Consider the following 23783-nt stretch of genomic DNA (forward strand, 5'->3'; position numbering starts at 1 on the left):
CCGTCGATACCCGTCGATACCCGTCGATACCCGTCGATACCCGTCGATACCCGTCGATACCCGTCGATACCCGTCGATACCCGTCGATACCCGTCGATACCCGTCGATCCGATGACGTCCGCTCAGCGCACCGGCGTGAAGTCCCGTGCCCCGATGAAAGAGGGCCGGGGAGCCGGCGCCGCGAAGGGCGGGCCCGCCACGTTCTCCACGCTGTTGAAGACGATGAAGACGTTGCTGCGCGGGAAGGGCGTGATGTTGTCGCCGGACCCGTGCATGCAGTTGCAGTCGAACCACGTCGCCGAGCCGGCCGGGCCCGTGAAGAGCTTGATGCCGTGCTGCGCGGCGAGGTCCGTCAGGGCCTCGTCGGACGGCGTGCCCGCCTCCTGCATCTTCAGCGACCGCTTGTAGTTGTCCTCGGGGGTCTCGCCCGCGCAGCCGAGGAACGTCCGGTGCGAACCGGGCATGATCATCAGCCCGCCGTTGGTGTCGTGGTTCTCGGTGAGCGCGATCGACACCGACACGGTCCGCATGCCCGGAAGTCCGTCCTCGGCGTGCCAGGTCTCGAAGTCCGAGTGCCAGTAGAAGCCCGAGGCGCCGAAGCCGGGTTTGACGTTGATCCGCGACTGGTGGACGTAGACGTCCGAGCCGAGGATCTGGCGGGCTCTGCCCACCACCCGGGGGTCGCGCACCAGATCCGCGAAGACCTGGCTGAGCCGGTGGACCTCGAAGACCGACCGGATCTCCTGCGACTTCGGTTCGACGATGGCCCGTTCGTCGGCCCGTACCGCCGGGTCGGCGATCAGCCGGTCGAGCTCGGTGCGCAGGACCGTCACCTCGTCCGGGTCGACGAGCCGGTCCACCGTCAGGAAACCGTCGCGGTCGTAGTCGCGCAGCTCGGCGGCCTCGAACGGGCCGGGGGTGCCGGGCGGGGACCACACCACCGGGTCGAGGCGCGGGGTCGACACCTCGTGGGCGCCGCGGGTGGGGTACCGGTCGGTGACCGTGGCCATGGTCAGCCCTCCTCCGTCAGCAGCGGGTAGACGCCGTTCTCGTCGTGGTCCTCCCGCCCGGTGACCGGCGGGTTGAAGACGCAGACGCAGCGGAAGTCGGTCTTCGGGCGCATGGTGTGCCGCTCGTGGCCGTCGAGCAGGTACATCGTGCCCGGCGTGATCCAGTGCTTCTCACCCGTCTCGTCATTGGTGAGCTCGGCCTCGCCCTCCACACAGAGCACCGCCTCGATGTGGTTGGCGTACCACATCGACGTCTCGGTGCCCGCGTAGAGCGTGGTCTCGTGCAGGGAGAAGCCCACCCGCTCCTTGGCGAGGACGATGCGCTTGCTCTCCCAGGTGCCGGACGCGGCCTTGACGTGCCGGTCGGTGCCCTCGATGTCCTTGAAGGATCGGACGATCACGGTGGTGGTGCCTTTCTCTCGGATACGTCGGGATAGGGGGTGAAGGGGGTCAGGCCGTTTCGCGGACCGCCCGGGCGAGGACGCGCAGCCCCTCGTCCAGCTCGTCGGGCGAGATGGTCAGGGCGGGGAGGAGCTTGACGACCTCGTTGCGGGGGCCGGACGTCTCGATGAGCAGCCCGAGTTCGAAGGCGCGGGCCGCGACGGCCGAGGCGCGGTCCGGGTCGCCGAACTCCAGGCCCCAGACCAGACCGCGGCCGCGGTGGTTGGTCTCCAGGCCGGGGTGTTCGGCGCGGATCGCGATCAGCGCCTGCTCGATCTGCTCGCCCCGGACGAGGGTCTGCTTCTCCAGCTGCCCGTCGGCCCAGTAGGTGTCCAGGGCCGCCGCGGCGGTGACGAAGGCGGGGTTGTTGCCGCGGAAGGTGCCGTTGTGCTCGCCCGGCTCCCACACGTCCAGCTCCGGGCGGAACAGGGTGAGCGACATCGGCAGCCCGTAGCCGCCGATGGACTTCGACAGGGTCACGATGTCCGGGGTGATGCCCGCCTCCTCGAAGGAGAAGAAGGCGCCGGTGCGGCCGCAGCCCATCTGGATGTCGTCGACGATCAGCAGCATGTCGCGCCGCTTGCACAGGTCGGCCAGGGCGCGCAGCCACTCGGGGCGGGCCACGTTGATGCCGCCCTCGCCCTGCACCGCCTCGACGATCACGGCGGCGGGGGTGTTCAGGCCCGATCCCTGGTCCTCCAGCAGGCGTTCGAACCACAGGAAGTCCGGGACCTGGCCGTCGAGGTAGTTGTCGAACGGCATCGGCGTGCCGTGCACCAGCGGGATGCCGGCCCCGGCCCGCTTGAAGGCGTTGCCGGTCACCGCCAGCGAACCGAGGGACATGCCGTGGAAGGCGTTGGTGAAGGACACGATCGCCTCGCGCCCCTTGACCTTCCGTGCCAGCTTCAGCGCCGCCTCCACGGCGTTGGTGCCCGTCGGCCCGGGGAACATGACCTTGTACGGCAGGTCACGCGGGCGCAGGACGTTGTCCTGGAAGGACTCCAGGAAGGCCCGTTTCGCCGTCGTGCCCATGTCGAGGCCGTGTGTGATGCCGTCCCGTTCGAGGTAGTCGATCAACGCTCGTTTCAGGACGGGGTTGTTGTGGCCGTAGTTCAGCGCCCCGGCGCCGGCGAAGAAGTCCAGGTACCGGTGCCCGTCCTCGTCGAACAGGTAGCTGCCCTGGGCGCGGTCGAAGACCGCGGGCCAACTGCGGCAATAACTGCGGACCTCCGATTCCAGGGTCTCGAAGACACTGAGTGCGGGCGGGGTGATGGTCACGGCGTACTCCAAGCGGTGTGAGGGGATGTGCGGGCGGGGCTGTCAGGCCGCGAGCGAGCCGTCGAGCGGGCCGATGCGGTGCAGCACTTCGGGCTCGTGCCCGCCGCCCGGGAAGAGGCCGTCGTCGAAGAGGACCTCACGCTCGATGCCCGTGCGGTGGCGCTCGGCGAACGAGCCGAACAACCGGTTCGAGGCGGTGTTGCCGGGCGTGATCGTGGTCTCGACGGCACGTACGTTCAGCTGCGTGGCGGCCCGTGCGACGAGCCCGTCCAGCAGCGCGGCGGCCAGCCCCCTGCCCTGGTACGGCCGGTCCACCGCCACCTGCCAGACCACGAGGGTGTGCGGGCGGTCGGGGCGCAGATAGCCGGTGATGAAGCCGACCGGCTCGCCGCTTCCGTCGCGCGCCACGACGGAGGTGGCGGCGAAGTCGCGGCACCACAGCAGATAGCTGTACGAGGAGTTGAGGTCCAGGGCCTCGGAGTCGCGGGCGATGCGCCAGATCGCTGCTCCGTCCTCGACGCGTGGCGCGTCGAGAACCAGGCCCTCCGGCATTTCCCGGAATTCGCCGGGGTTACCTACGGGGTCTGTTTGTGCGGCTGCATGTGCGGCGGTCATGGGGATCGAATTTACCCAGGTAAATCAGAAAATGCATCGGGAGACGGGGTTACCCGGAAGCGGGTCCTCGTGTTATCGCGCGGGGCGCAGGCGCGCGTGAGGTCGCCCGCCGGTGGGGTGATTTGGTCGGCATTATCCGGACAATGCGGGCAGATTGTGGGGTCTGTCACAACGGCTCGGGGCATGTCGGGGTGCGCTCCAATTCACGTTGGGGAAGCAATAAAATCCCTGCGTTTAGGGTCGGGGAAAGCGGGCATGAGAATGGCGGGAAGCTATCGCAAAGGGAATTCGGGGGATAGTGCCGAGAATTCAGGAAGCGTGATGCGAGCCGCTTGGGACGCACTGCGGCGCGGTGTCGGCGCACGATCGCCGGCCGGCCCGCCGGGCCCCTTCGCGCGAGGGCGGGGCCGGGCTCGTACGCCGCGGCCCCCGGCTCGTACAGTGCGGTCCATGAGCGACGGCGATGTGCTGCACATCAAGGGGCGGGTGCTGGTCGGAGCGGACCCGGAGAGCGGGGTGCGCGACGAGCTGTGGGTGGTCGGCGGAAGGATCACCTTCGACCGGCCGACGGGGGCGCGCGACGTCACCACGGTGGAGGGATGGGCGCTGCCCGGCCTCGTGGACGCGCACTGCCACGTGGGGCTCGATGCCCACGGCCCGGTCGACGAATCGACCAGCGAGAAACAGGCGTTGACCGACCGGGACGCGGGCGCGCTGCTGCTGCGCGACGCGGGCTCCCCGTCCGACACGCGCTGGATCGACGACCGCGAGGACCTGCCGCGCATCATCCGCGCGGGCCGCCACATCGCCCGTACGCGCCGCTACATCCGCAACTACGCCCATGAGATCGAGCCCGCGGACCTCGTCGCATACGTGGCGCGCGAGGCGCGGCGCGGAGACGGCTGGGTCAAGCTCGTCGGCGACTGGATCGACCGCGAGACGGGCGATCTGTCGTCGTGCTGGCCGCGCGGCGAGGTCGAGGCCGCCATCGCCGAGGCACACCGGCTGGGCGCACGGGTCACCGCGCACTGCTTCGCCGAGGAGTCGCTCGCCCCCCTGGTGGAGGCGGGCATCGACTGCATCGAGCACGCGACCGGGCTGACGGAGGAGACGATCCCGCTCTTCGCCGAGCGCGGCGTCGCGATCGTGCCGACCCTGGTCAACATCGCGACCTTCCCGCGCCTCGCCGAGGGCGGCGACGCCAAGTACCCGCGCTGGGCCGACCACATGCGCAGGCTGCACGCGCGCCGCTACGAGACGGTCCGCGCGGCCTACGACGCGGGCATCCCGGTCTACGTGGGGACGGACGCGGGCGGTTCGCTCGCCCACGGTCTGGTGGGGCAGGAGGTCGGCGAGCTGGTCAAGGCCGGCATCCCGGCGTCCGCCGCGCTCTCGGCGGCGTCCTGGGGCGCCCGGGAATGGCTGGGCAGGCCGGGGCTGACGGAAGGCGCGCCGGCGGACCTCGTCGTCTACGGGGCCGATCCGCGCGCGGACGTCCGGGTGCTGGGGACACCGAGCCGGGTGATCCTGCGGGGGCGCGTGGTCCGGTAGGCCTGTGCACCTCCGCTGCGCGGCGGTGTCCTCAAGCGGACGGGCTTGAATAAGCCCGTCCGGCGCTTGAGGACGCGCCCGCAGGGCGCTCGCCGCCGCAAAGGCGGCACAGACGGCCCACAGGTCACACAGAACCGAACGCGAATGCGAAGTGCACTCGTTCGGTTGAACTGACGTCTGGTGACTGTCCGTTCACCCTCCGGTGCGACAACCATGACGGAGTCGAGGCCGTCGGCGCGCGATGTCCCCCATTGGTGCGCCGGCGGCTCCATTCTCCCGTGGGGGTTCCACACACGTGTCCAGCACCACCAGCTCCTCCTTCGGCATGCCCGCACGCGGGCTCACCGCCGTAGCCGCGACCATCGCCGCCACCGCCCTGGCCGGGGGCCCCGCCCTGCTCGGCGCGGCCCCCGCGTACGCCACCGGCGCTGTCGGCGACACCACCGCGCTCACCCGCACCATCACCGGCGACGGCACGGCCGACGCGGCCGTGCTGCGTACCGCGCTCGACGTGGCCCTGCTCGACCGATCGGTCCATGTGCCGCTCACCGCCTCGCTCAACGAGGTCCGCGCACCCGGCAACGCCGCGAAGACCGCGCTCGGCGTCACCCTGGCCGGTGTCGAGCAGGGCAGACCCGTCAACATCCTGCGCGCCGAGGCCGCCACCGCCCGCGCCACCGCCGACGGGCGCGCGGCCCAGGGCTACGCCAACCTCCTCCGCGCCCGGGTGCACGTCCCGGGGCTGCCGCTGCTCTCCCTTGTCGAGGTCCGGCAGGTCACCTCGAAGGCCGTGTGCGAGACGGGGAAGAAGCCGGTCGCCACGTCGAATCTGCTCGGCGCCGTCACGGTCCTCGGCAAGAAGGTCACCGTGAGCACGGCCGGTACGACGAAGGTCGCGGTGCCCGGCGTCGGCGAGGTCCGGCTCGATCTGTCCAAGACGGTGACCACCTCCCGTACGGCCGCCGCGACGGCACTCGACCTGAAGGTCTCCATCAACCCCCTGAAGCTCAACGTCGCCGAGGTCGAAGGGCAGGTGACCCTCGCCCGGGCCGCCTGCCGTACGCCCAAGGGCCCCGCGGACCGGTCGACGCCGAGCGCGCCCGCCGCCACCCCGAACCAGGGCGGCACGGACACGAAGACCCGGACGGGAGCCGAGGCCAAGCCCGTCGGGCACAACCTCGCCGAGACCGGCGGCAGCTCCGCCACACCGTACGTCGCGGGCGCGGCCGGGCTTCTCGTCGTCGCGGGCGGCGGCACACTGGTCGCCACCCGCCGCCGCGCGGCCCGCCGGGAGGGCTGAGCCCGAGCTCCTCGAAAAGGGGGCGGGGCTGTCTTCCGGACAGCCCCTCCCCGGCCGGGGAGGGGTGGTCGGCCCGTCAGACGTGTGCGCTCAGGAAGTCCCGGACCTCGGCGTCGGTCATCGGCCCCGCGCCGCGTGCCGCCACCTCACCTTCCTTGAGCAGGACGACGGACGGGGCGCCGGTGATGCCGTACCGCTTGGTCGCCACCGGACAGCGGGTGATGTCGATCTTGACGGCCGTCAGGACGCCCGCGTACTCCTCGGCGATCCGGCCCACGACGAGGTCCATGGCCCGGCATGCCTCGACGGCCTTCGGCCACGTCCCGGAGAAGTAGGCGAGGACCGGGCCGTCGATCGCCCTGAGGACGAAGTCGACCTCCTGGTCCTCCAGTGGCTGATGAACCCGCCTCGGCATCGGAGCTCCTGACCTCGTGATCGACGTATCGGGGCACCATCATGCCTGCGGCACGCGGTGTGGCCGACGGACCTTTGCCCGGCTGCCGCCTGCGGCGGTAGCGCCCTGCGGGCGCGTCCTCAAACGCCGGACGGGCTGGTAGTGGCTGAGCTCAGCCGAACCGGCCCGTCCAGCGCGGCCGCCGCCGCGCCGAGGAGGAAGGCGGCCGCCCGCGGCCCCGGACAGGACCTCGACTCCCGAAAGGCCTTCCAGGGCCACGGAGGTGCCGCGCCCCATGATCCGCCGGACAGGCGCTAGCGGTCCGCCAGCGCCGTCGCCAGGGCCTCCGTGAAGCGGTCCGTGGTCGCCCGGTCCCGGACGGCCAGACGCAGGTAGTCCGGGCCCAGCCCGGGGAAGGTGTCGCCACGCCTGACCGCGAACCCCAGCCCCCGCAGCCGGGACCGGACCGCCGCCGCGTCCGGCAGCCGGAGCAGCAGGAACGGCCCGGCCGCCGGACCGCACACGGACACCTCCGTGAACTTCGCCAGCCGCCCTTCCAGATAGGCCCGGTCGGTGGCGATCCGGTGCGCCGCGCTGGTGGCCTCGGCGAGTGCCGGGGCAGCGCTGCACACCTCCGCGGCCGCCAGGGCCGGCGTGGACACCGGCCACAGCGGCTGCGCCCGCTCCAGCCTGGCTATGGTGCCGGGCGAGGCCAGCACGTAGCCGATGCGCAGCCCGGCCAGGCCCCAGGTCTTGGTGAGGCTGCGCAGCACGACCAGCCCCGGCAGGTCCGTACGCGACGCCAGGGACTCCTCCTCGCCCGGCACCGCGTCCATGAACGCCTCGTCCACCACCAGCGTCCGCCCCGGGCGGGCGAGCTGGGCCAGGGACTGCGCCGGGTGCAGCACGGACGTGGGGTTGGTGGGGTTGCCGATCACCACCAGGTCCGCGTCGCCCGGCACCGCCCGGGGATCCAGCCGGAAACCGTCCTCCGGGTCCAGCAGCACCCGTTCCACCGTGTGCCCGGCGTCGCGCAGCGCGGCCTCCGGCTCGGTGAACTGCGGGTGCACGACGACGGGCCGGTGCACGTCGAGCGCCCGGGCGAGCAGCACGAACGCCTCCGCCGCACCCGCCGTCAGCAGCACCCGCTCCTCCGGCAGCCCGTGCCGCGCGGCCACCGCGCGCCGCGCCGCCCGCCCGTCCGGGTACGCGGCGAGCCCGTCCAGCGACGCGACGAGGCGCTCCCGCAGCCACACCGGGGGAGTGCCGGAACGGACGTTGACCGCCAGGTCCGTCAGTTCCGCTCCGCCGCCCCGCACTTCGGCGTCACCGTGATGACGCAGATCGGGTTCCGTGGATGTGTGCATGGCCTTGGGCCACCTTTTCGCCTGGTGCGGATCGGTACGGGGGAGACGCGAGGGGCTCCGGCCGGTACTGGCTGGTACGGGCAGGACCGTCCAACGTTACTGACGGCGGCGGAAGGGCCGTCAACCGGGTCCGTCCAACGGCGGGGACGACGAGGGCGACGGCAGGGGCCTCGGGCGGGCGACGGCGCACGTGACCCGCTCCGACTTCCGTTTGCCCACGACCAGGACCCCGCCGGGGCCGGCGGCCAGCAGCGCGGCGGCCTCGGCCACCCCCGGCGTCCCCACGGCGGCCAGCACGACTGCCGACGGCCGTGGCACCGGCACAGCGGCCAACTCCCCCGCCCCGTACGCCAGCAGCGGCACCCCCAGCCGCTGCGCCGCCGCGACCAGCCCCGCCTCGTCGGCCTTCGCGTCCGCCGTCGCCAGCGCGACGACCTCGACATCACAGCCCGGTCCCCGCCCCGCCTCCGCCAGCGTTCGCGCGATCAGCGACACCACCTCCTCGACGCCCGCGCCCCGGCGCGCCCCGACCCCCACGAACACGGGCCCGGTGGTATGCCCGGCGCGGCCCTCGTGGGCCGGCGTCACGGGCGCGGTAGGCCCGCCACGAACCGCTCCGCCGTGCCGGGCGCGCCCGCCCAGTGCACATGCAGATACGACGCGTGGACCCCGCCCGCCACAAAGCCCTCGACGCGGCGCTCCGGGGTGGTGAACCCCCACGCGGGCGTCCCGCCCCCGCCCGGCTCGATCACCGTGCGGTGGAACTCGTGTCCGCGCACCCGCGTCCCGGCCGCGGCCAGCGGATTGTCCGCGATCGCCACGGCCTCGCGGTAGCCGAGGGTCAGGCGCTCCGACATCCGCGCCTCGGCCGCGAGCACCCCGCACATCGGCTTCCCGTCGAGCGAACGGGAGAGATACAGCAGCCCCGCGCACTCGGCGGCCACCGGCGCCCCGCTCGCCGCCAGGTCGGCCACGGCCCCCCGCAGCGGCTCGTTCGCGGACAGCTCCGGGGCGTACATCTCGGGGAAGCCACCGCCGATGACGAGGCCGGCGGTGCCGGGGGGCAGCTTCTCGTCCCGGAGCGGGTCGAACGTCACGACGTCCGCGCCCGCGGCGGTCAGCAACTCCGAGTGTTCCGCGTACGAGAACGTGAACGCGGCTCCGCCCGCCACGGCGACGACGGGACGTGAGCCGCTCGGCCGCCGGTCGGCGGCGGGCGGGCTCGACGCCGCCGGGTCCCAGGCCTCGTCCGTCAGCGCGGGCGCGCTCCGCGCCAGCGCCAGCAGGGCCTCCATGTCGCAGCCCTCGCGGACCTGTGCCGCCTGGGCGGCCACGGCGTCGAGGGCGTCCGTGCTGCGCTCGGCGACCGGCACCAGACCCAGGTGGCGGCTCGGCGTGTGCACGGCCGGGGCCCGCCGCAGCGCGCCCAGCACCGGGACGCCGGACTCGTCCAGCGCCTCCCGCAACAACCGCTCGTGGCGGTCCGAGCCGACCTTGTTGAGGATCACGCCCGCGACCCGCACCTCCGGGTCCCAGGACGCGAAGCCGTGCACCAGCGCCGCCACCGAACGCGACTGCGACGACGCGTCGACGACCAGCACCACCGGCGCCCGCAAGAGCTTCGCCACATGGGCCGTCGACGCCAGCTCGCCCTGCCCGCTCGCGCCGTCGTACAGGCCCATCACGCCCTCGACCACCGCGAGATCGCAGCCCGCCGCCCCGTGCAGGAACAGTGGCTCCACCCGCTGGGGTCCGCACATATAGGCGTCCAGATTGCGGCCCGGGCGGCCCGTGGCGAGCGTGTGATAGCCGGGGTCGATGTAGTCCGGGCCGACCTTGTGCGGGGACACCGCCAGCCCGGCGTCCGCGAAGGCCCGCATCAGCCCGGTGGCGACGGTCGTCTTCCCGCTGCCGGAGGCCGGGGCGGCGATGACCAGACGGGGGATGCGCGTACTCACCACTCGATGCCCCGCTGGCCCTTCTGACCGGCGTCCATCGGGTGCTTGACCTTCGACATGTCGGTCACCAGGTCCGCGAACTCCACCAGCGCCTGCGGGGCGTTGCGGCCGGTGATCACGACATGCTGTGTGCCGGGGCGGTCGCGCAGCACCGAGACCACCTCGTCCGTGTCGATCCACCCCCAGTGCAGCGGGTACGCGAACTCGTCCAGCACGTAGAGCTTGTACTTCTCCGCCGCCAGGTCCCGCTTGACCTGCTCCCAGCCCTCGCGGGCCTTCTCCTCGTTGCTGAGCTCACCCTCCTTGGCGTCGCGCTGGATCCACGACCAGCCCTCGCCCATCTTGTGCCAGTCGACGCTCCCGCCCTCGCCCGAGGCACCGAGCACCCGCAGCGCGTTCTCCTCGCCGACCTTCCACTTCGCCGACTTCACGAACTGGAACACCCCGATGGGCCAGCCCTGGTTCCACGCCCGCAGCGCCAGCCCGAACGCGGCCGTCGACTTGCCCTTGCCGATACCGGTGTGGACGAAGACCAACGGCCGGTTGCGGCGCTGACGTGTGGTGAGCCCGTCGTCGGGTACGACGGTCGGCTGTCCCTGTGGCATTACGCGGCCCTCCTGGAGTTCGTGTTCGTTACGGTCCTGACCAGCGCGGAGACGCTGTCCGCGCGCAGCTCGTCGAGGGTGACGACCGGTCCGCGCAGCTCGCGGCCCAGCTCGCCCGCCAGCCCGAGCCGCACCGGCCCGGACTCGCAGTCGACGACCACCGACGCCGTGCCCTCGCCCGCCAGCATCCGTGCCGCCCGCGACGCCCTGACCAGCGGCTCCGGGCCGCCCGTGGCCCGCCCGTCGGTCACCACGACCAGCAGCGGCCGCCGCGACGGGTCCCGCAGGCGCTCCACCCGCAGCACCTCGTGCGCCTGGAGCAGCCCGGCCGCCAGCGGGGTGCGGCCACCGGTCGGCAGCTTCTCCAGCCGCGCCGCGCCCGCCTCCACCGACGACGTCGGCGGCAGTGCCACCGCCGCGCCCGACCCCCGGAAAGTGATCATGCCGATCTTGTCGCGGCGCTGGTACGCGTCGAGCAGCAGCGACAGCACCGCGCCCTTGACCGCGCCCATCCGCTTACGGGCCGCCATCGAACCGGAGGCGTCCACGACGAACAGCACGAGATTGCCCTCGCGTCCCTCGCGCACCGCCTCCCGCAGATCGTCCCGGCGCACCACCAGGCCGGGCCCCGAGCGGCCGCGCGCCCGCTGGTGCGGGGCCGCCGCCTGCACGGTCGCCGCCAGGTGCAGCTTGGACAGGGCGCCCCGGGGGCGGCGCGCCCCCGTGGTCCGGCCGTGCGCGGTGCGCGCGCGGGAGCGGCGACCGTCGGCGCCCTCACCGAGCCCGGGCACGTCGAGCTTGCGCGTCCGGAACGGCTCGGCGGCCCCCACGACGGCACTCTCGCCGCCCTCGGCCTGACCGGTCCGATCGTTCTGACCGCTCTGCCCTGCCGGGTCCGGCTGGGTGCTCGGAGCGTGGTCGGGGGCGGCGGGAGGGTCCACCCGGCCCTCGTCTCCCCCCGTCGGCTCCTCCCGCTGTTCCGGCACGTCCGGGGCGCCCGACTGCTCGTTCTCGGGGCTCTCACCGCCGCCGGGGCCGTCGTCCGGGCCGCCGTCGGGGCCGTCGTCCGGGTCCTCCGGCTCGGGCTCCGGCTCGTCCTCCTCGAACTGCCGGAGGATGTCGTCCAGCCGGTCCTCGTCCAGCCCCGGCGCGTCGAAGGGGTTGCGCCGGCGCCGGTGCGGCAGCGCCAGCAGCGCCGCCTGCCGGACGTCCTCGGCGGTCACGTCCGTCCGGCCCGCCCACGCGGCGAGCGCCGTCGCCGTCCGCGCGGTCACGATGTCCGCGCGCATGCCGTCGACCTCGAAGCCGGCGCACACCGCGGCGATCCGGCGCAGCGCGCCGTCACCCAGCCGCACGTCCGGCAGCAGGGCGCGGGCGGCGGCGATCCGCTCGCGCAGCGCGTCCTCCTCGGCGGCCCACTTGGCGGCGAACGCCGCCGGGTCCTCGTCGTAGGCGAGCCTGCGGCGCACGACCTCGACCCGCTCGTCGGTCTCCCGCGAGGCCGCGACCTCGACGGTCAGCCCGAAGCGGTCCAGCAACTGCGGCCGCAGCTCGCCCTCCTCGGGGTTCATCGTCCCGACGAGCAGGAAACGGGCCGCGTGGCGGACGGAGACACCCTCGCGCTCGACGTAGGAGGAGCCCATGGCGGCGGCGTCCAACAGCAGGTCGACCAGGTGGTCGTGGAGGAGATTGACCTCGTCGACGTACAGCACGCCGCGGTGCGCGTCGGCCAGCAGGCCCGGCTCGAAGGCCTTCACGCCCTCCGACAGGGCCCGTTCGATGTCGAGCGCGCCGACGAGCCGGTCCTCGGAGGCGCCGACGGGCAGCTCCACCATCCTGGCGGCGCGCGCGCCGCCGGCCGCGTGGGCGCCGTCGGCGTGCGGGCCGTCGGGGCAGGCGGGGTCGGGCAGGGCGGGGTCGCAGGAGAAGCGGCAGCCGGTGACGACGTCGACGGCGGGCATCAGCGCCGCGATGCCGCGCACCATCGTGCTCTTGGCGGTCCCCTTCTCGCCCCGGACGAGCACACCGCCGATCGACGGCGAGATCGCGTTGAGCAGCAGACCCAACCGCATGTCGTCCATTCCGACGACCGCGGTGAACGGGTAGGTGGCCGAGGCCATCAGCGGGTACCCCCTTCAAGGGTTTCAAAGGAACGGCTCTGGTCGGGCGCCTCGGAGGCGGCGGTGTTCGCCGCGCCGTCCGACGGTTGTGCGGGGACGGCCGGCTGCTCGCCCGCGGGGACGGCCGGCTTCTCGCCCGTGGCGGCGTCGGCGGGGTACGCGGGCGCACCCGGCGGGACGAACGGCAGCCCGGCCGGTACGCCCCCCTCGATCAGCCGCAGCAGCGCGTCCGTGTCCGCGTGCCGCTCGATCAGATCACCGAGCCGGTCCAGCTGTTCCTCGCGCAGGGCCGCGAAGCTCGTGTCCGGCGCCGGGACGAAGGACCGGCCCGCCGCGTCCGCCACGCGCCGCAGGAACGCCCGGCGGAAGCCGTCGCTCTCCAGTGAGCCGTGCCAGTGCGTACCCCAGACCGAACCCACCCGGCAGCCGTCCAGGAACACTTCGTCCCCGCCGGTCACCTCCGCGACGCCGTGGTGGATCTCGTAGCCCTCCACCCGCTCGCCGAGCGCCTCGCCGACCGGGCGCTCCAGCGTCTTCTCCCGGGCGAACCGCACCCGCACCGGCAGCAGCCCGAGGCCCTCGACCGTGCCGGCCCGGGACTCCACGTCGTCCTCGATGCGCTCGCCCAGCAGTTGGTAGCCGCCGCAGATGCCCAGCACCGGCCGCCCCTCGGCGGCGCGGCGCTTGAGCGCGTCCGCGAGCCCGCGCTCACGCAGCCAGGCCAGTGCCTTCACCGTCCCCCGGGTGCCCGGCACGATCACCAGATCGGCGTCGGCCAGCTCCTCCGGACGGTCCACGAAGCGCACGATCACGCCCGGCTCCGCGGCCAGCGCGTCGACGTCCGTGAAGTTCGACATCAGCGGCACCGCGCACACCGCGACCCGCAGCACGTCCGCGCCGTGCGGCGGGGCCACCACCGACTCGCGCACCGCGCCGCGCATCGAGACCCGCAGACCGTCCTCCTCGTCGATGCCGAGGCCGTGCGCGAAGGGCAGCACGCCCACGGTGGGTCGGCCGGTGAGGTCCCGCAGCATGTCCAGGCCCGGCTCCAGGAGCGTCACATCGCCCCGGAACTTGTTGACCATGTAGCCCGCGATGTGTGCCTGATCCTCGCGGGACAGCAATGCCGTCGTACCGAAGAAGGACGCGAAGACCCCGCCCCGGTCGATGTCGCCGACCACCACGACCGGCAGCCGGGCCGCGCGGGCGATGCCCATGTTGACGATGTCCGTGCGGCGCAGATTGATCTCGGCGGGACTGCCGGCGCCCTCACAGATCACCGCGTCGTGTGTACGTCGCAGCTCCTCCAGACACTCCGTCACCGTCCCGAGCAGCGCCTCCCGCCGCCCGCCGTACAGCGACGCGCCCGACGACTCCCCAGACGCCCCTGGCCCTCCGAAGTACCCGCGCGCGCTGAGTTCGCCCACCGGCTTGCCCAGCAGCACCACCTGGCTGCTGCGGTCGCTGCCGGGCTTGAGGAGGACGGGGTTCATCAGGGCGCTGGGCTCGACGCGGGCGGCGGCGGCCTGCATGGCCTGCGCCCGGCCGATCTCGGCGCCCTCACGCGTCACGAACGAGTTCAGCGACATGTTCTGCGCCTTGAAGGGCGCGACCTTGACGCCCTTGCGGACCAGCCACCGGCAGATCCCGGCCGTGACCACGCTCTTGCCCGCGTCCGAGGTGGTCCCGGCCACCAGCAGGCCCCCGCCCAGCGGGCCCGTGGGCCCGCTCCTGTCCGCTGTCACCGGTTCCTCCTGCGCTGCGTGGGAGCTATGACCCGTCGGGTGGTCCGTAGTGCTGTCCGTACGACCGGGACGGCTGCCGGAAGTCTGCCCAGGGCGCGGCCGGTCGGCGCACCGCTCGTGGAGCACGTCGCGGCCCGCGCGCCGGTGACGGCGTACCGCCCGGCGATCGCGACCCCGAGGGCCAGCAGCGACACCCGGCGCGAGAGCCGTACCGCGCGCTCGATGTCGGCCGCCCGGACCGGGCGGAGCTCCGCGCCCAGGACGGGACGGTGTTCGACGCGGCCCGCGTAGGCGAGGGTGCCGCCCAGCCGGACGCCGAGGGCCCCGGCGAAGGCGGCCTCGACGGGGCCGGCGTTGGGGCTGGGGTGCCGGGCGGCGTCGCGCCGCGCCACCCGCCAGGCGCCGCGCGGGTCGGGGCCGGCCAGGACGGCGAGGGCGGCGGTGAGCCGGGCGCCGGGCCAGCCGACGACGTCGTCGAGACGGGCCGAGGCCCAGCCGAACCGCCGGTAGCGCGCGGACCTGTGGCCGACCATCGCGTCCAGGGTGTTGACCGCACGGAAGCCGACGAGCCCGGGCACACCGCCGAGGGCGCCCCAGACGAGGGCGCCCACCACGGCGTCGGAGGTGTTCTCGGCGACGGATTCGACGACCGCCCGCGCGATCTGCTGCGCGTCCAGTGACTGCGGGTCACGGCCGCACAGATGCGGCAGCCGCTCCCGGGCGACGTCCAGGTCCCCGGCGGCCAGGGCGCCGCCGACGGCCCGGGCCTCCCGGCCCAGGGACGTGCCGCCGAGCACGGCCCAGGTGGCGGCGGCGGTCAGCGCGACGTGCGCGCGGGGGGAGTTCCGTACGGCACGGGTCAGCAGCCCGGCGGCCGCGGCGGTGCCGCCCGCGCACACCAGGGTGTGCAGGGCGCCGTAGCCGCGGTGGTCGCGCCACAGTCGTCGCTCGACGCCTTGCGCGGCGCGCCCGAAGGCGGCCACGGGGTGGCCGCGGCGGGGGTCGCCCACGAGGAGGTCGCCGAGAAAGCCGAGCGCGGCACCGGACGCGAAACCGACGTGATCGGCACGCATCGGATCAGACCGCCGTCATGCCTCGGAGGGGTGCACGGAAGGCGGAGGGAGGGGGTGTGGGGCGGCAGCCGGGCATCGCGATGTGTCCTCACTCAGGGTCCGCGCCCTGGTTCGACGTGACCGGCGACCAGAGTCTCCTGGCTCCCGGATCGGCGCCGCCCCCGGTCTTCCAGCTCGCTTCGGCGAGCCGTGACCCCTATGGACCCACGGGGTGGGGGAGCGCTCCCCGGTGACAGTGGCGGGACCGCGCCGGACTCACACCGGCTTCCTCTTGCTGTCGCCGTTTGGCCCCGGAAGTCCACCACGGCCCGGGAACGGCCGTCAACTCACGTTTGACCTGCGGCCATGGCCGCCCCGGGCCGTGGGTGGACTGTCGCCGACGGACGATCAGGCGACGATGAGGTAGATCCCGTACGCGACGGCCGCCGCGCACAGCGCGAAGCAGGCGTACGCGCCGGTGCGCGCCGCCGCGGTCGGGGCCGTGGTGGCCGCCGCCGCACCGGCGGCGCCGTCCCGCGTGCCCTGGGGCTTGCGGGAGGTGCCGACGATGCCGAGGGTGAAGACGCCCACCATCGCGACGGTGACGACGAGGCTGACGCCGAAGACCTGGCCGAGAGCTGCCCAGTCGATGTTCATTGCGTACTTCCTTAAGGCTGGCGGGTCCGGCGTCAGCCGGTCGCGGCGGCCGGGGTGCGCTCGGGCTCGCGGGGAGCCGGGGCGACCCGGTCCGGGAGGAGCCCGGCCGGCGGCGGGGCGACGGCCTGGAGGGCGGTGGTGACGACACCGGCGGGCTCGGCGACCGCGGCGTCGAGCACGTTGACGTTGTCGTGCGTCACGGGCTTGCGGCGCGAGGCCAGCCAGATCGCGCCACAGACTGCGAGGGCGAGCACGGCGACCGTGGCGACGCCCCAGTCGCCCCGGTCGGCGAGGAGGGCGGCACCGGCGCCGACGAGGCCGGCGGCCGGGAGCGTCAGGCCCCAGGCGGCGACCATGCGCCCGGCGGTGGACCAGCGCACCACGCCGCCCTTGCGGCCCAGGCCCGCGCCCATGACGGCACCGGAACAGACCTGGGTGGTGGAGAGCGCGAAGCCGATGTGGGAGGAGGCCAGGATGGTGACGGCGGCGCCGGTCTGGGCGGCGAAGCCCTGCGGCGGCTGAATGTCGGCGAGGCCCTTGCCCAGGGTGCGGATGATGCGCCAGCCGCCGAGGTAGGTGCCCAGCGCGATGGCGATGCCGGCCGAGGCGATGACCCACAGCGGCGGGTCGGCGTCCGCGCCCAGCGCGCCGCCGGAGATCAGGGCGAGGGTGATGATGCCCATGGTCTTCTGGGCGTCGTTGGTGCCGTGGGCGAGGGAGACCAGGGCGGCCGAGGCGATCTGCCCGGCGCGGTAACCCTTGGCACTGGCCTCGGGGTCGGTGTCGCGCGCCACGCGGTAGGTCAGGCGGGTCGCCAGCACGGTCGCCAGGCCGGCCACGACCGGGGCGACGACGGCGGGGATGAGGACCTTCATGACGACGGCCTCACCGTGGACGGCGTCCGTGCCCACCGAGGCGATGGTCGCGCCGATCAGACCGCCGAACAGCGCGTGGGAGGAGCTGGAGGGAAGGCCGGCGAGCCAGGTGAGCAGGTTCCAGACGATCGCGCCGACCAGTCCGGCGAAGATGATCTCCGGCCGGATGCCTGATTCGTCGACGATGCCCTTGGAGATCGTCGCCGCGACCTCCACGGACAGGAACGCGCCGACGAGATTGAGCACGGCCGACATGGCCACCGCGGTCTTGGGCTTGAGCGCCCCGGTGGAGATGGTGGTGGCCATGGCGTTGGCCGTGTCGTGGAAACCGTTCGTGAAGTCGAACACCAAGGCCGTGACGATCACGATCCCGATGAGAAGCGTGATGTTTTCCATTCACCCAGGCAATCAGCTCGATGGTCAGGTACGCGGCGACCGTAGGGACCCTGGGTGAACGGAAGGTGAACTGGAACGGACCGAGTAGTGACGCCAACCGGAGGCGGAGAACGATGACAGCGACCGAAGACCGGATAGCCGGGCCCGGGGAGATCCCGCGGACATGGGCGGACGTGGTCACCACGGCCCGTCGCACCACCTCGGAGGGGCTGGTGGTGGGCACCTCCGGCAACGTCTCCGCCCGGGTGGGCGATGTTGTTCTTGTCACTCCCTCAGGAGTCCCCTACGACCGGCTCGGCCCCGACGACGCCGTCGGCGTCGACCTCGACGGCCGCCGGGTCCTCGGCGAGCTGACCCCCACCAGCGAGCTGCCCATGCACCTCGCCGTCTACCGCGCCACCGACGCCCGGGCGATCGTGCACACCCACGCCGTCCACGCCACCGCCGTCTCCACCCTCGTCGACGAGCTGCCGCTGGTCCACTACATGGCGGCGGCCCTCGGCGGACCGGTCCGGGTCGCCCCCTACGCCCTCTACGGCACCGAGGAACTGGCCGGCCACCTCCTGGACGCCCTCGACGGACGCACCGGCGCCCTGCTGCGCAACCACGGCACGGTCACCTACGGAACCACCCTCGACCAGGCGTACGACCGCACGGCCCAGCTGGAATGGATGTGCCGCCTCTGGCTGACCGCCGCCACCGTCCCCGGCCACACCCCGACGCTGTTGACCGGAGCCCAGGTCGCCGAGGTCGCCGACAAACTTCGCGGCTACGGACAGCGCTGACCCCCGCCCCCGCGCCCCCGACCGACCGCGGCCGTGACGAGAGGGGCCGCCCGCTGGCCGGGGGCGCCGGAGCCCCACACACTGGAGGGGATGCGCCCGCGTACAGCGGCGGCCCCTCTCGTCACGGCCGCCACGACCGTACTCGGTGCCGGAGCGGCCGCCCTGGCGGCCGGACGGTACGCGAGCGACGCCGCCCTCAAGCCCGCGCCGGGCCGCCCGCCGCCCGGCGAACCACGGCTGACGGTGCACGCCACCGGAGACGGCACGGTCACTCTGACCCGCAGCCTCGCCAGCGAGCGCCCCGGTACGTACGGGCTGGTCGCGCGCGGTCTGCACGCCGTGGTCGGCCCCGTCGTCGGGGACGAGCACCCCGCCGACTGCGTCGTGCGCCGCCTGGAGCGCGTCACCCACGGCATGGTGCTGCCGGGCACGCGCGCGTGGCTCACCCCGCAGGTCTACTCCGGCAACCCGCGCGACGCCCTCGGCCTCGACCACGCCGACGTCGAGATACCCGGCGAGCTGGGGCCGCTGCCCGCCTGGTTCGTGCCCGGCCCCCGCGACACCTGGGTGATCACCGTGCACGGCCTCGGCACCACCCGCGAGCACCCCATGGTCGTCATGCCGTTCCTGCGCGCCCTGCGGGTCCCCGTCCTGGACGTCGCCTACCGGGGCGACCCCGGCGCCCCCCGCCCGACGAACGGAATCAGCCGATTCGGCGCCGCGGAATGGCGCGATCTCGACGCGGCCATCCGCTACGCCCTCCGCTACGGCGCGCGCCGCGTCGTCCTGCACGGCTGGTCCACCGGCGCCACCATGGCCCTGCTGGCCGCCCTGGACTCCGCGCTGTGTCACCGCGTCGTGGGACTCGTCATGGACTCGCCCGTCCTCGACTGGCCCCTGCTGCTGCGCTCCTTCGCCGCCACCCGGGTCCCCGCCGCGCTGCTCCCGCTCGCCCTACGGGCCGCCGAGGGCCGCACGGGCCTGGCCCCGGGCGGACTGATCACCGCCACCGACCCCGCCCGGCTGACCGTTCCGGCCCTGCTCGTGCACGGTCCCGGCGACACCCTGGCGCCCTGGGAGCACTCCCGGGCGCTCATCGCGCGCCGACCGGAGCTGATCCATCCGCACACCGTCCCGCGCGCCCCGCACGCCGCGATGTGGAACGCGAACCCCGCGGGCTACGAAGAGGCGCTGCGCCGCTTCCTGACGCCCTTGCTCTGATGTGAGCCGATCTGACGAGAGCGGACGTGAACCTCACTTGATCCGACGTGATCCGAGGCGGACACGGGCCCGGTCCCGAGCCCGGTCGCGGGCCGAGAACGAGGGGACGCGAGGGTGTCGAGAGGCCTCCGTGACGGCCGCCATGACCGGACGCGAGGATTCCGTACCGCCGGTTACCGGCCCTGAACGGCTGGATAGTTGATCCCGATTGGGTTTTCGGAGCGTCAACGGCAAGACTGCTCCTGTGACGTCCCGTACTCCGCGCGACTCCCGGCTCAGACTGGTCCCCCGACAGCCGATCGCCGCTGCCCGCCGGGCCGTGGCGAATCGCGGCTCCCGACCGGCGCCCCGCCCGCCCGCGGGCACCCCCGCGCCGACGGAACTCGCCCGGCAGGCCAGAGGCGGCCTCACCGGTGCCGTCCGGCTGGCCCGCTGGGTGGCCACCGAATGCGGCCGCGGCACCTCGCTGCGGCCCGGCGAGGCCGGCGGGCTCTGCGACGACACGGCCGGGCGGGCCGCCGACGCGCTCAGGCTCACCGACCGGCAGGTGCGGGCCGACTGGGACCGGGCCCGCCTGGCCGGGCTCATCGAACTCCACGGCGACACCGCCCGCCCCGGCTGGCGGCTGCAGGCCTGGGACCGGGACGACAGCGCCGTGCTGCGCGGCTGGGTCGCCCTCTTCGACGCCTGGTCCCTCGCCCACCCGGAACCCGCCGGGACGGACCCGACCATCGCCGCCGAGGTCGTCGAGGCCGCCCCGCAGCTGCTGTCCGTCATGCACCTCTCGGCGGGCCCGGTCTCCGTCGCGATGCTCCTCGACATCCTCCAGCAGCGCGTCGCCGAGATCCGCGCCGAGCGCTGCGAGGTGCCCTACGGCAACCCCGCCGTGCCGTGGCCCCAGCCCGCCCCTCCCGCACCCGGCGTGGGCGACCCGCTGGCCGGGCTGCTCGACTGGGCCCTCGAAGGGCTCGCCTCGGTCGGGGCACTGGTCATGCGGGACGGGCAGGACGCGCCGCCCGCGACCCGTACCGAGTCCGCCGCCGGTTCTTCCGGGGCCGTCCTCGGCGACACCCGCGAAGCCCTCCTGACCCCCCTCGGCAACTGGGCGGTCTGGGTCAAGCTCGAGCGGATCTGCGTCGCCGCCCAGAGCCCCGCCGGGAACATCGAGCTGTCGGCGGAGGCCATGCTGCGCGGCTGCGCCGACCTCACCCCCGGCCCCGCCCGCGCCGAATACCGGGCCTGGCTCGCCGCGCGGCCCGTGCGCAGCGCCGTCCACGACCTGCTGGAGGCGGCCCGTGGCGACGACGCGCTGGTCCGCGGGCTCGCCTTCGAGGCGCTGCGCGCGGTGGGCGCGCCCGCCGAGCCCGCCGTACGGGCGGCGGCCCTGGAGCCGTGCGTGCGGCCGTACGCCCTCCTGTGGCTCGCGGAGCACGAGGGGCACGACCCGGAAGAGGCGGCCGCCGAGGTCCTCACCCGGGAGGAGGCGACCTGGCTGTGGGTGGACACCGCCGCCGCCGTCGCCGACCACGGCGAGAGCCGGCTACTCGTGCGCCACCTGGACTCGGCCGTGCAGGGCACCGTGCCGGGCCTGCTGGAGGAGATCCGTGCCGTGGGCCACCCCCGCACCGTCCAAGTACTGGTCGCCCTCGCCGCGGCCCACCCCGACCCGGCCCTCGCCAAGGCGGTACGCCGGGCCGCGTTCCAGGTCCACCGGGGCGGGGCGTAGGCCTGTCCGGCGGACGGGCTGCTGTGCTGTGTCCTCAATCGCCGGACGGGCTGGTTGGCTGAGCTCAGCCACAACAAGCCCGTCCGGCGATTGAGGACGCGCCCGCAGGGCGCCCGCCGCCGCAGGCGGCAAAGACGGCCCGCAGGCGGCAGGACGCCCCGCATCTGGCAGGGCGACCCGCATCTGGCAGGGCGACCCGCCGTCGGCAGGACGCCCCGCAGGACGCCCCGCAGGACGCCCCCTACCCGCCGCCGCCGAACGGCGCATACGTCCCGAAGCTCCAGACGTTGCCCTCGGCGTCCTTGGCCAGGTAGTCCCGGGATCCGTAGTCCTGGTCGGTGGGCGGCAGCAGGATCTCCACACCGTGCTCGGCGGCCCGGCGGTGGTGGGCGTCGGTGTCCTCGACGAGCACATAGACGCCGGTCGGCCCGCCCTCCGCCATTGCCTCGGCGAACACGCCCTTGCGACCCCTGGAGCCGAGCATCACCATGCCGTTGCCGTAGGTGAGCTCGGCGTGCAGCACGGTGCCGTCCTCGCTCTCGTAGACGGCTGCCGCGGTGAAGCCGAACGCCTCGGTGAGCTGCTTGATCGCCGCCTTGGCGTCCCGGTACAGCAGCGTCGGGTAGAGGGTCGGCGGTCCCGTGGGGGCAGCTGCCATGACGCACTCCTCGGGTGAGGTGACGAGCGGAAGGTGTCCCGGCGCGCCCTGCCCCGTGCCGTGGCCCGCGCCGGGGCGCCCACCCCCGAGTATCAATGAATCACCCCATACCCGCCCTTTTCTCCGCGCGCCCGCGCCCGGCCCCCGCCCGGGCCGCGGAGAAATCCGGCTTGCGCGACACCGCTAGACTGGTCGTATGGCTTTCCTCCTCGTGCATTAGACGGCGTCATCGCGACCCAGCCCGTCCCCACCGCCGTCCCATCTGCCCTGGAGTAGTCCCCCGTGATCACCGCCTCTGGCATCGAGCTGCGCGCCGGCGCACGCATCCTCATCGAGAACGCCTCGTTCCGCGTCGCCAAGGGCGACCGCATCGGCCTCGTCGGCCGCAACGGCGCCGGCAAGACCACCCTCACCAAGTGCCTCGCGGGCGAGGGCGTCCCCGCCGCCGGCACCATCGCCCGCTCCGGCGACGTGGGCTACCTCCCGCAGGACCCCCGCACCGGTGACCTCGACGTCCTCGCCCGCGACCGCATCCTCTCGGCGCGTGAGCTGGACTCGGTCCTGCGCAAGATGCGGGAGAACGAGGAGCGGATGGCGAACGGCAAGGGCGCCACCCGCGAGAAGGCGATGAAGAAGTACGAGCGCCTGGAGACGGAGTTCCTGACCAAGGGCGGGTACGCCGCCGAGGCGGAGGCCGCGACCATCGCCGCCGCGCTCGGACTGCCCGACCGGGTGCTCGGCCAGCCGCTGCACACCCTCTCCGGTGGTCAGCGCCGCCGCGTCGAGCTGGCCCGGATCCTCTTCTCGGACGCCGACACCCTGCTCCTCGACGAGCCGACCAACCACCTCGACGCCGACTCCATCGTCTGGCTGCGCGACTACCTCAAGACCTACCGCGGTGGCTTCATCGTCATCTCCCACGACGTCGACCTCGTCGAGACCGTCGTCAACAAGGTCTTCTACCTGGACGCGAACCGCTCGCAGATCGACGTCTACAACATGGGCTGGAAGCTCTACCAGCAGCAGCGCGAGGCCGACGAGAAGCGCCGCAAGCGCGAGCGCCAGAACGCCGAGAAGAAGGCCGCGGCCCTCAATTCGCAGGCCGACAAGATGCGCGCCAAGGCCACCAAGACCGTCGCCGCGCAGAACATGGCCCGGCGCGCCGAGCGGCTGCTGTCCGGCCTGGAGGCGGTACGGGTCTCGGACAAGGTCGCCAAGCTGCGCTTCCCCGAGCCCGCGCCCTGCGGCAAGACCCCGCTGATGGCGGAGGGCCTCTCCAAGTCCTACGGCTCGCTGGAGATCTTCACCGACGTCGACCTGGCCATCGACAAGGGCTCCCGCGTCGTCATCCTCGGCCTCAACGGCGCCGGCAAGACCACGCTGCTGCGCCTGCTCGCCCGAGCCGAGAAGCCCGACACCGGGCAGGTCATCGAGGGCCACGGCCTGAAGATGGGCTACTACGCCCAGGAGCACGAGACGCTCGACCCCGAGCGCACGGTCCTGGAGAACATGCGTTCCTCCGCGCCCGACCTGGACCTCGTGGAGGTCCGCAAGACGCTCGGTTCGTTCCTCTTCTCCGGCGACGACGTCGACAAGCCGGCCGGTGTGCTCTCCGGTGGCGAGAAGACCCGTCTCGCGCTGGCGACCCTGGTCGTGTCGTCCGCCAACGTGCTGCTCCTGGACGAGCCCACCAACAACCTCGACCCCGCGAGCCGCGAGGAGATCCTCGGCGCCCTGCGCACCTACAAGGGCGCGGTCATCCTCGTCACCCACGACGAGGGGGCCGTCGAGGCCCTCGAGCCCGAGCGGATCATCCTGCTGCCGGACGGCGTCGAGGACCTGTGGGGCCCGGACTACCGCGACCTGGTCGCACTGGCCTGATCCACCGCGTATGGATCATTCGGCCGACACGTGATCCTTCATCTGAGTGAGTAGGGCTCGTACCACCATGCCGCCCGGCACCCCGGCGCACGCGCTGCGCCGGGTGTCGGGCGCCGTTCGCGCCGGTGGTGACGAGGCCCCTTCTGAC

At 73.5% G+C, this 23783-nt stretch carries 21 protein-coding genes and 1 riboswitch; of the genes, 6 read left to right on the forward strand and 15 right to left on the reverse strand.

Annotation, left to right across the window (positions count from 1 at the left end):
- Positions 1 to 122: 122 nt before the first annotated feature.
- Genes thpD through ectA form a run of 4 tightly spaced genes read right to left on the reverse strand, consistent with a single transcriptional unit; the run spans position 123 to position 3344 of the window.
- Entirely contained in the window at positions 123 to 1010 is an 888-nt protein-coding gene (gene thpD / locus ACZ53N_RS09175) for an ectoine hydroxylase (RefSeq protein WP_469140282.1), read from the reverse strand.
- 2 nt (positions 1011 to 1012) lie between these two features.
- Complete coding sequence (locus tag ACZ53N_RS09180; RefSeq protein ID WP_130877175.1) at positions 1013 to 1411, reverse strand: ectoine synthase; 399 nt, start codon at positions 1409 to 1411, stop codon at positions 1013 to 1015.
- Between the two features lie 49 nt (positions 1412 to 1460).
- Positions 1461 to 2729: a diaminobutyrate--2-oxoglutarate transaminase gene (gene ectB / locus ACZ53N_RS09185; protein WP_469140283.1), complete on the reverse strand. Its 1269-nt coding sequence runs from the start codon at positions 2727 to 2729 to the stop codon at positions 1461 to 1463.
- A 42-nt stretch (positions 2730 to 2771) separates the two neighbouring features.
- The gene (ectA, locus tag ACZ53N_RS09190; RefSeq protein ID WP_469140284.1) at positions 2772 to 3344 is read right to left on the reverse strand and encodes a diaminobutyrate acetyltransferase; all 573 of its coding nucleotides are present in this window, start codon (positions 3342 to 3344) and stop codon (positions 2772 to 2774) included.
- A gap of 450 nt (positions 3345 to 3794) precedes the next feature.
- On the opposite strand from ectA, the gene ACZ53N_RS09195 reads away from it, so the two are divergent.
- Together ACZ53N_RS09195 and ACZ53N_RS09200 are read left to right on the forward strand one after the other, a co-directional pair.
- Positions 3795 to 4895 carry an amidohydrolase family protein gene (locus ACZ53N_RS09195; RefSeq protein WP_469140285.1) on the forward strand — a complete coding sequence of 367 codons (1101 nt, stop codon included), beginning with the start codon at positions 3795 to 3797 and terminating at the stop codon, positions 4893 to 4895.
- Positions 4896 to 5220: 325 nt separating this feature from the next.
- Positions 5221 to 6195, forward strand: a complete 975-nt coding sequence (locus ACZ53N_RS09200) for an SCO1860 family LAETG-anchored protein (protein ID WP_469140358.1) — start codon at positions 5221 to 5223, stop codon at positions 6193 to 6195.
- 76 nt (positions 6196 to 6271) lie between these two features.
- On the opposite strand, the gene ACZ53N_RS09205 is transcribed toward ACZ53N_RS09200, so the two are convergent.
- The 10 genes from ACZ53N_RS09205 to ACZ53N_RS09250 form a co-directional block, all read right to left on the reverse strand.
- Positions 6272 to 6610: a thioredoxin family protein gene (locus ACZ53N_RS09205; RefSeq protein WP_469140286.1), complete on the reverse strand. Its 339-nt coding sequence runs from the start codon at positions 6608 to 6610 to the stop codon at positions 6272 to 6274.
- A gap of 293 nt (positions 6611 to 6903) precedes the next feature.
- On the reverse strand, positions 6904 to 7956 hold the full coding sequence (gene cobC, locus ACZ53N_RS09210) for an Rv2231c family pyridoxal phosphate-dependent protein CobC (RefSeq protein WP_469140287.1): 1053 nt from the start codon (positions 7954 to 7956) through the stop codon (positions 6904 to 6906).
- 120 nt (positions 7957 to 8076) lie between these two features.
- Positions 8077 to 8499 carry a cobalamin biosynthesis protein gene (locus ACZ53N_RS09215; RefSeq protein ID WP_469140288.1) on the reverse strand — a complete coding sequence of 141 codons (423 nt, stop codon included), beginning with the start codon at positions 8497 to 8499 and terminating at the stop codon, positions 8077 to 8079.
- Between the two features lie 41 nt (positions 8500 to 8540).
- The gene (locus tag ACZ53N_RS09220; protein ID WP_469140289.1) at positions 8541 to 9917 is read right to left on the reverse strand and encodes a cobyrinate a,c-diamide synthase; all 1377 of its coding nucleotides are present in this window, start codon (positions 9915 to 9917) and stop codon (positions 8541 to 8543) included.
- Complete coding sequence (gene cobO / locus ACZ53N_RS09225; RefSeq protein ID WP_469140290.1) at positions 9911 to 10519, reverse strand: cob(I)yrinic acid a,c-diamide adenosyltransferase; 609 nt, start codon at positions 10517 to 10519, stop codon at positions 9911 to 9913. Before cobO ends, ACZ53N_RS09220 begins: the two co-directional genes overlap by 7 nt.
- On the reverse strand, positions 10519 to 12639 hold the full coding sequence (locus tag ACZ53N_RS09230) for a putative cobaltochelatase (protein WP_469140291.1): 2121 nt from the start codon (positions 12637 to 12639) through the stop codon (positions 10519 to 10521). Before ACZ53N_RS09230 ends, cobO begins: the two co-directional genes overlap by 1 nt.
- Complete coding sequence (locus ACZ53N_RS09235) at positions 12639 to 14351, reverse strand: cobyric acid synthase (RefSeq protein WP_469140359.1); 1713 nt, start codon at positions 14349 to 14351, stop codon at positions 12639 to 12641. Before ACZ53N_RS09235 ends, ACZ53N_RS09230 begins: the two co-directional genes overlap by 1 nt.
- Positions 14352 to 14380: 29 nt before the next feature.
- Positions 14381 to 15457, reverse strand: coding sequence for a cobalamin biosynthesis protein (locus tag ACZ53N_RS09240; RefSeq protein WP_469140292.1), 1077 nt, complete (start codon positions 15455 to 15457; stop codon positions 14381 to 14383).
- 131 nt (positions 15458 to 15588) lie between these two features.
- Positions 15589 to 15727, reverse strand: a riboswitch (cobalamin riboswitch).
- A 117-nt stretch (positions 15728 to 15844) separates the two neighbouring features.
- Complete coding sequence (locus ACZ53N_RS09245) at positions 15845 to 16093, reverse strand: hypothetical protein (RefSeq protein WP_469140293.1); 249 nt, start codon at positions 16091 to 16093, stop codon at positions 15845 to 15847.
- A gap of 32 nt (positions 16094 to 16125) precedes the next feature.
- Positions 16126 to 17364: an inorganic phosphate transporter gene (locus tag ACZ53N_RS09250; protein ID WP_469140294.1), complete on the reverse strand. Its 1239-nt coding sequence runs from the start codon at positions 17362 to 17364 to the stop codon at positions 16126 to 16128.
- A 113-nt stretch (positions 17365 to 17477) separates the two neighbouring features.
- Here ACZ53N_RS09250 and ACZ53N_RS09255 point away from each other — a divergent pair, with 113 nt between their 5' ends.
- The 3 genes from ACZ53N_RS09255 (at position 17478) to ACZ53N_RS09265 (ending at position 21096) form a co-directional block, all read left to right on the forward strand.
- Positions 17478 to 18149: a class II aldolase/adducin family protein gene (locus tag ACZ53N_RS09255; protein ID WP_469140295.1), complete on the forward strand. Its 672-nt coding sequence runs from the start codon at positions 17478 to 17480 to the stop codon at positions 18147 to 18149.
- 90 nt (positions 18150 to 18239) lie between these two features.
- Complete coding sequence (locus tag ACZ53N_RS09260; RefSeq protein WP_469140296.1) at positions 18240 to 19370, forward strand: alpha/beta hydrolase family protein; 1131 nt, start codon at positions 18240 to 18242, stop codon at positions 19368 to 19370.
- A 244-nt stretch (positions 19371 to 19614) separates the two neighbouring features.
- Positions 19615 to 21096, forward strand: coding sequence for a hypothetical protein (locus tag ACZ53N_RS09265; RefSeq protein ID WP_469140297.1), 1482 nt, complete (start codon positions 19615 to 19617; stop codon positions 21094 to 21096).
- Positions 21097 to 21337: 241 nt separating this feature from the next.
- On the opposite strand, the gene ACZ53N_RS09270 is transcribed toward ACZ53N_RS09265, so the two are convergent.
- Positions 21338 to 21754 (reverse strand): VOC family protein, encoded by a 417-nt coding sequence (locus tag ACZ53N_RS09270; RefSeq protein ID WP_469140298.1) that lies wholly within the window; start codon positions 21752 to 21754, stop codon positions 21338 to 21340.
- Between the two features lie 282 nt (positions 21755 to 22036).
- Between ACZ53N_RS09270 and ACZ53N_RS09275 the strand changes: the two genes are divergently transcribed.
- Positions 22037 to 23635 carry an ABC-F family ATP-binding cassette domain-containing protein gene (locus ACZ53N_RS09275; protein WP_469140299.1) on the forward strand — a complete coding sequence of 533 codons (1599 nt, stop codon included), beginning with the start codon at positions 22037 to 22039 and terminating at the stop codon, positions 23633 to 23635.
- The last annotated feature ends 148 nt before the right edge of the window (positions 23636 to 23783 follow it).

Source organism: Streptomyces sp. NPDC033229, assembly GCF_055576875.1.

Coding starts and splice junctions, on each gene's coding strand:
- thpD (WP_469140282.1), bottom strand. CDS start 1,010: ATGGCCACGGTCACCGACCGGTACCCCACCCGCGGCGCCCACGAGGTG.
- ectA (WP_469140284.1), bottom strand. CDS start 3,344: ATGACCGCCGCACATGCAGCCGCACAAACAGACCCCGTAGGTAACCCC.
- ACZ53N_RS09195 (WP_469140285.1), top strand. CDS start 3,795: ATGAGCGACGGCGATGTGCTGCACATCAAGGGGCGGGTGCTGGTCGGA.
- ACZ53N_RS09200 (WP_469140358.1), top strand. CDS start 5,221: ATGCCCGCACGCGGGCTCACCGCCGTAGCCGCGACCATCGCCGCCACC.
- ACZ53N_RS09205 (WP_469140286.1), bottom strand. CDS start 6,610: ATGCCGAGGCGGGTTCATCAGCCACTGGAGGACCAGGAGGTCGACTTC.
- cobC (WP_469140287.1), bottom strand. CDS start 7,956: ATGCACACATCCACGGAACCCGATCTGCGTCATCACGGTGACGCCGAA.
- cobO (WP_469140290.1), bottom strand. CDS start 10,519: ATGCCACAGGGACAGCCGACCGTCGTACCCGACGACGGGCTCACCACA.
- ACZ53N_RS09230 (WP_469140291.1), bottom strand. CDS start 12,639: ATGGCCTCGGCCACCTACCCGTTCACCGCGGTCGTCGGAATGGACGAC.
- ACZ53N_RS09240 (WP_469140292.1), bottom strand. CDS start 15,457: ATGCGTGCCGATCACGTCGGTTTCGCGTCCGGTGCCGCGCTCGGCTTT.
- ACZ53N_RS09245 (WP_469140293.1), bottom strand. CDS start 16,093: ATGAACATCGACTGGGCAGCTCTCGGCCAGGTCTTCGGCGTCAGCCTC.
- ACZ53N_RS09250 (WP_469140294.1), bottom strand. CDS start 17,364: ATGGAAAACATCACGCTTCTCATCGGGATCGTGATCGTCACGGCCTTG.
- ACZ53N_RS09255 (WP_469140295.1), top strand. CDS start 17,478: ATGACAGCGACCGAAGACCGGATAGCCGGGCCCGGGGAGATCCCGCGG.
- ACZ53N_RS09260 (WP_469140296.1), top strand. CDS start 18,240: ATGCGCCCGCGTACAGCGGCGGCCCCTCTCGTCACGGCCGCCACGACC.
- ACZ53N_RS09270 (WP_469140298.1), bottom strand. CDS start 21,754: ATGGCAGCTGCCCCCACGGGACCGCCGACCCTCTACCCGACGCTGCTG.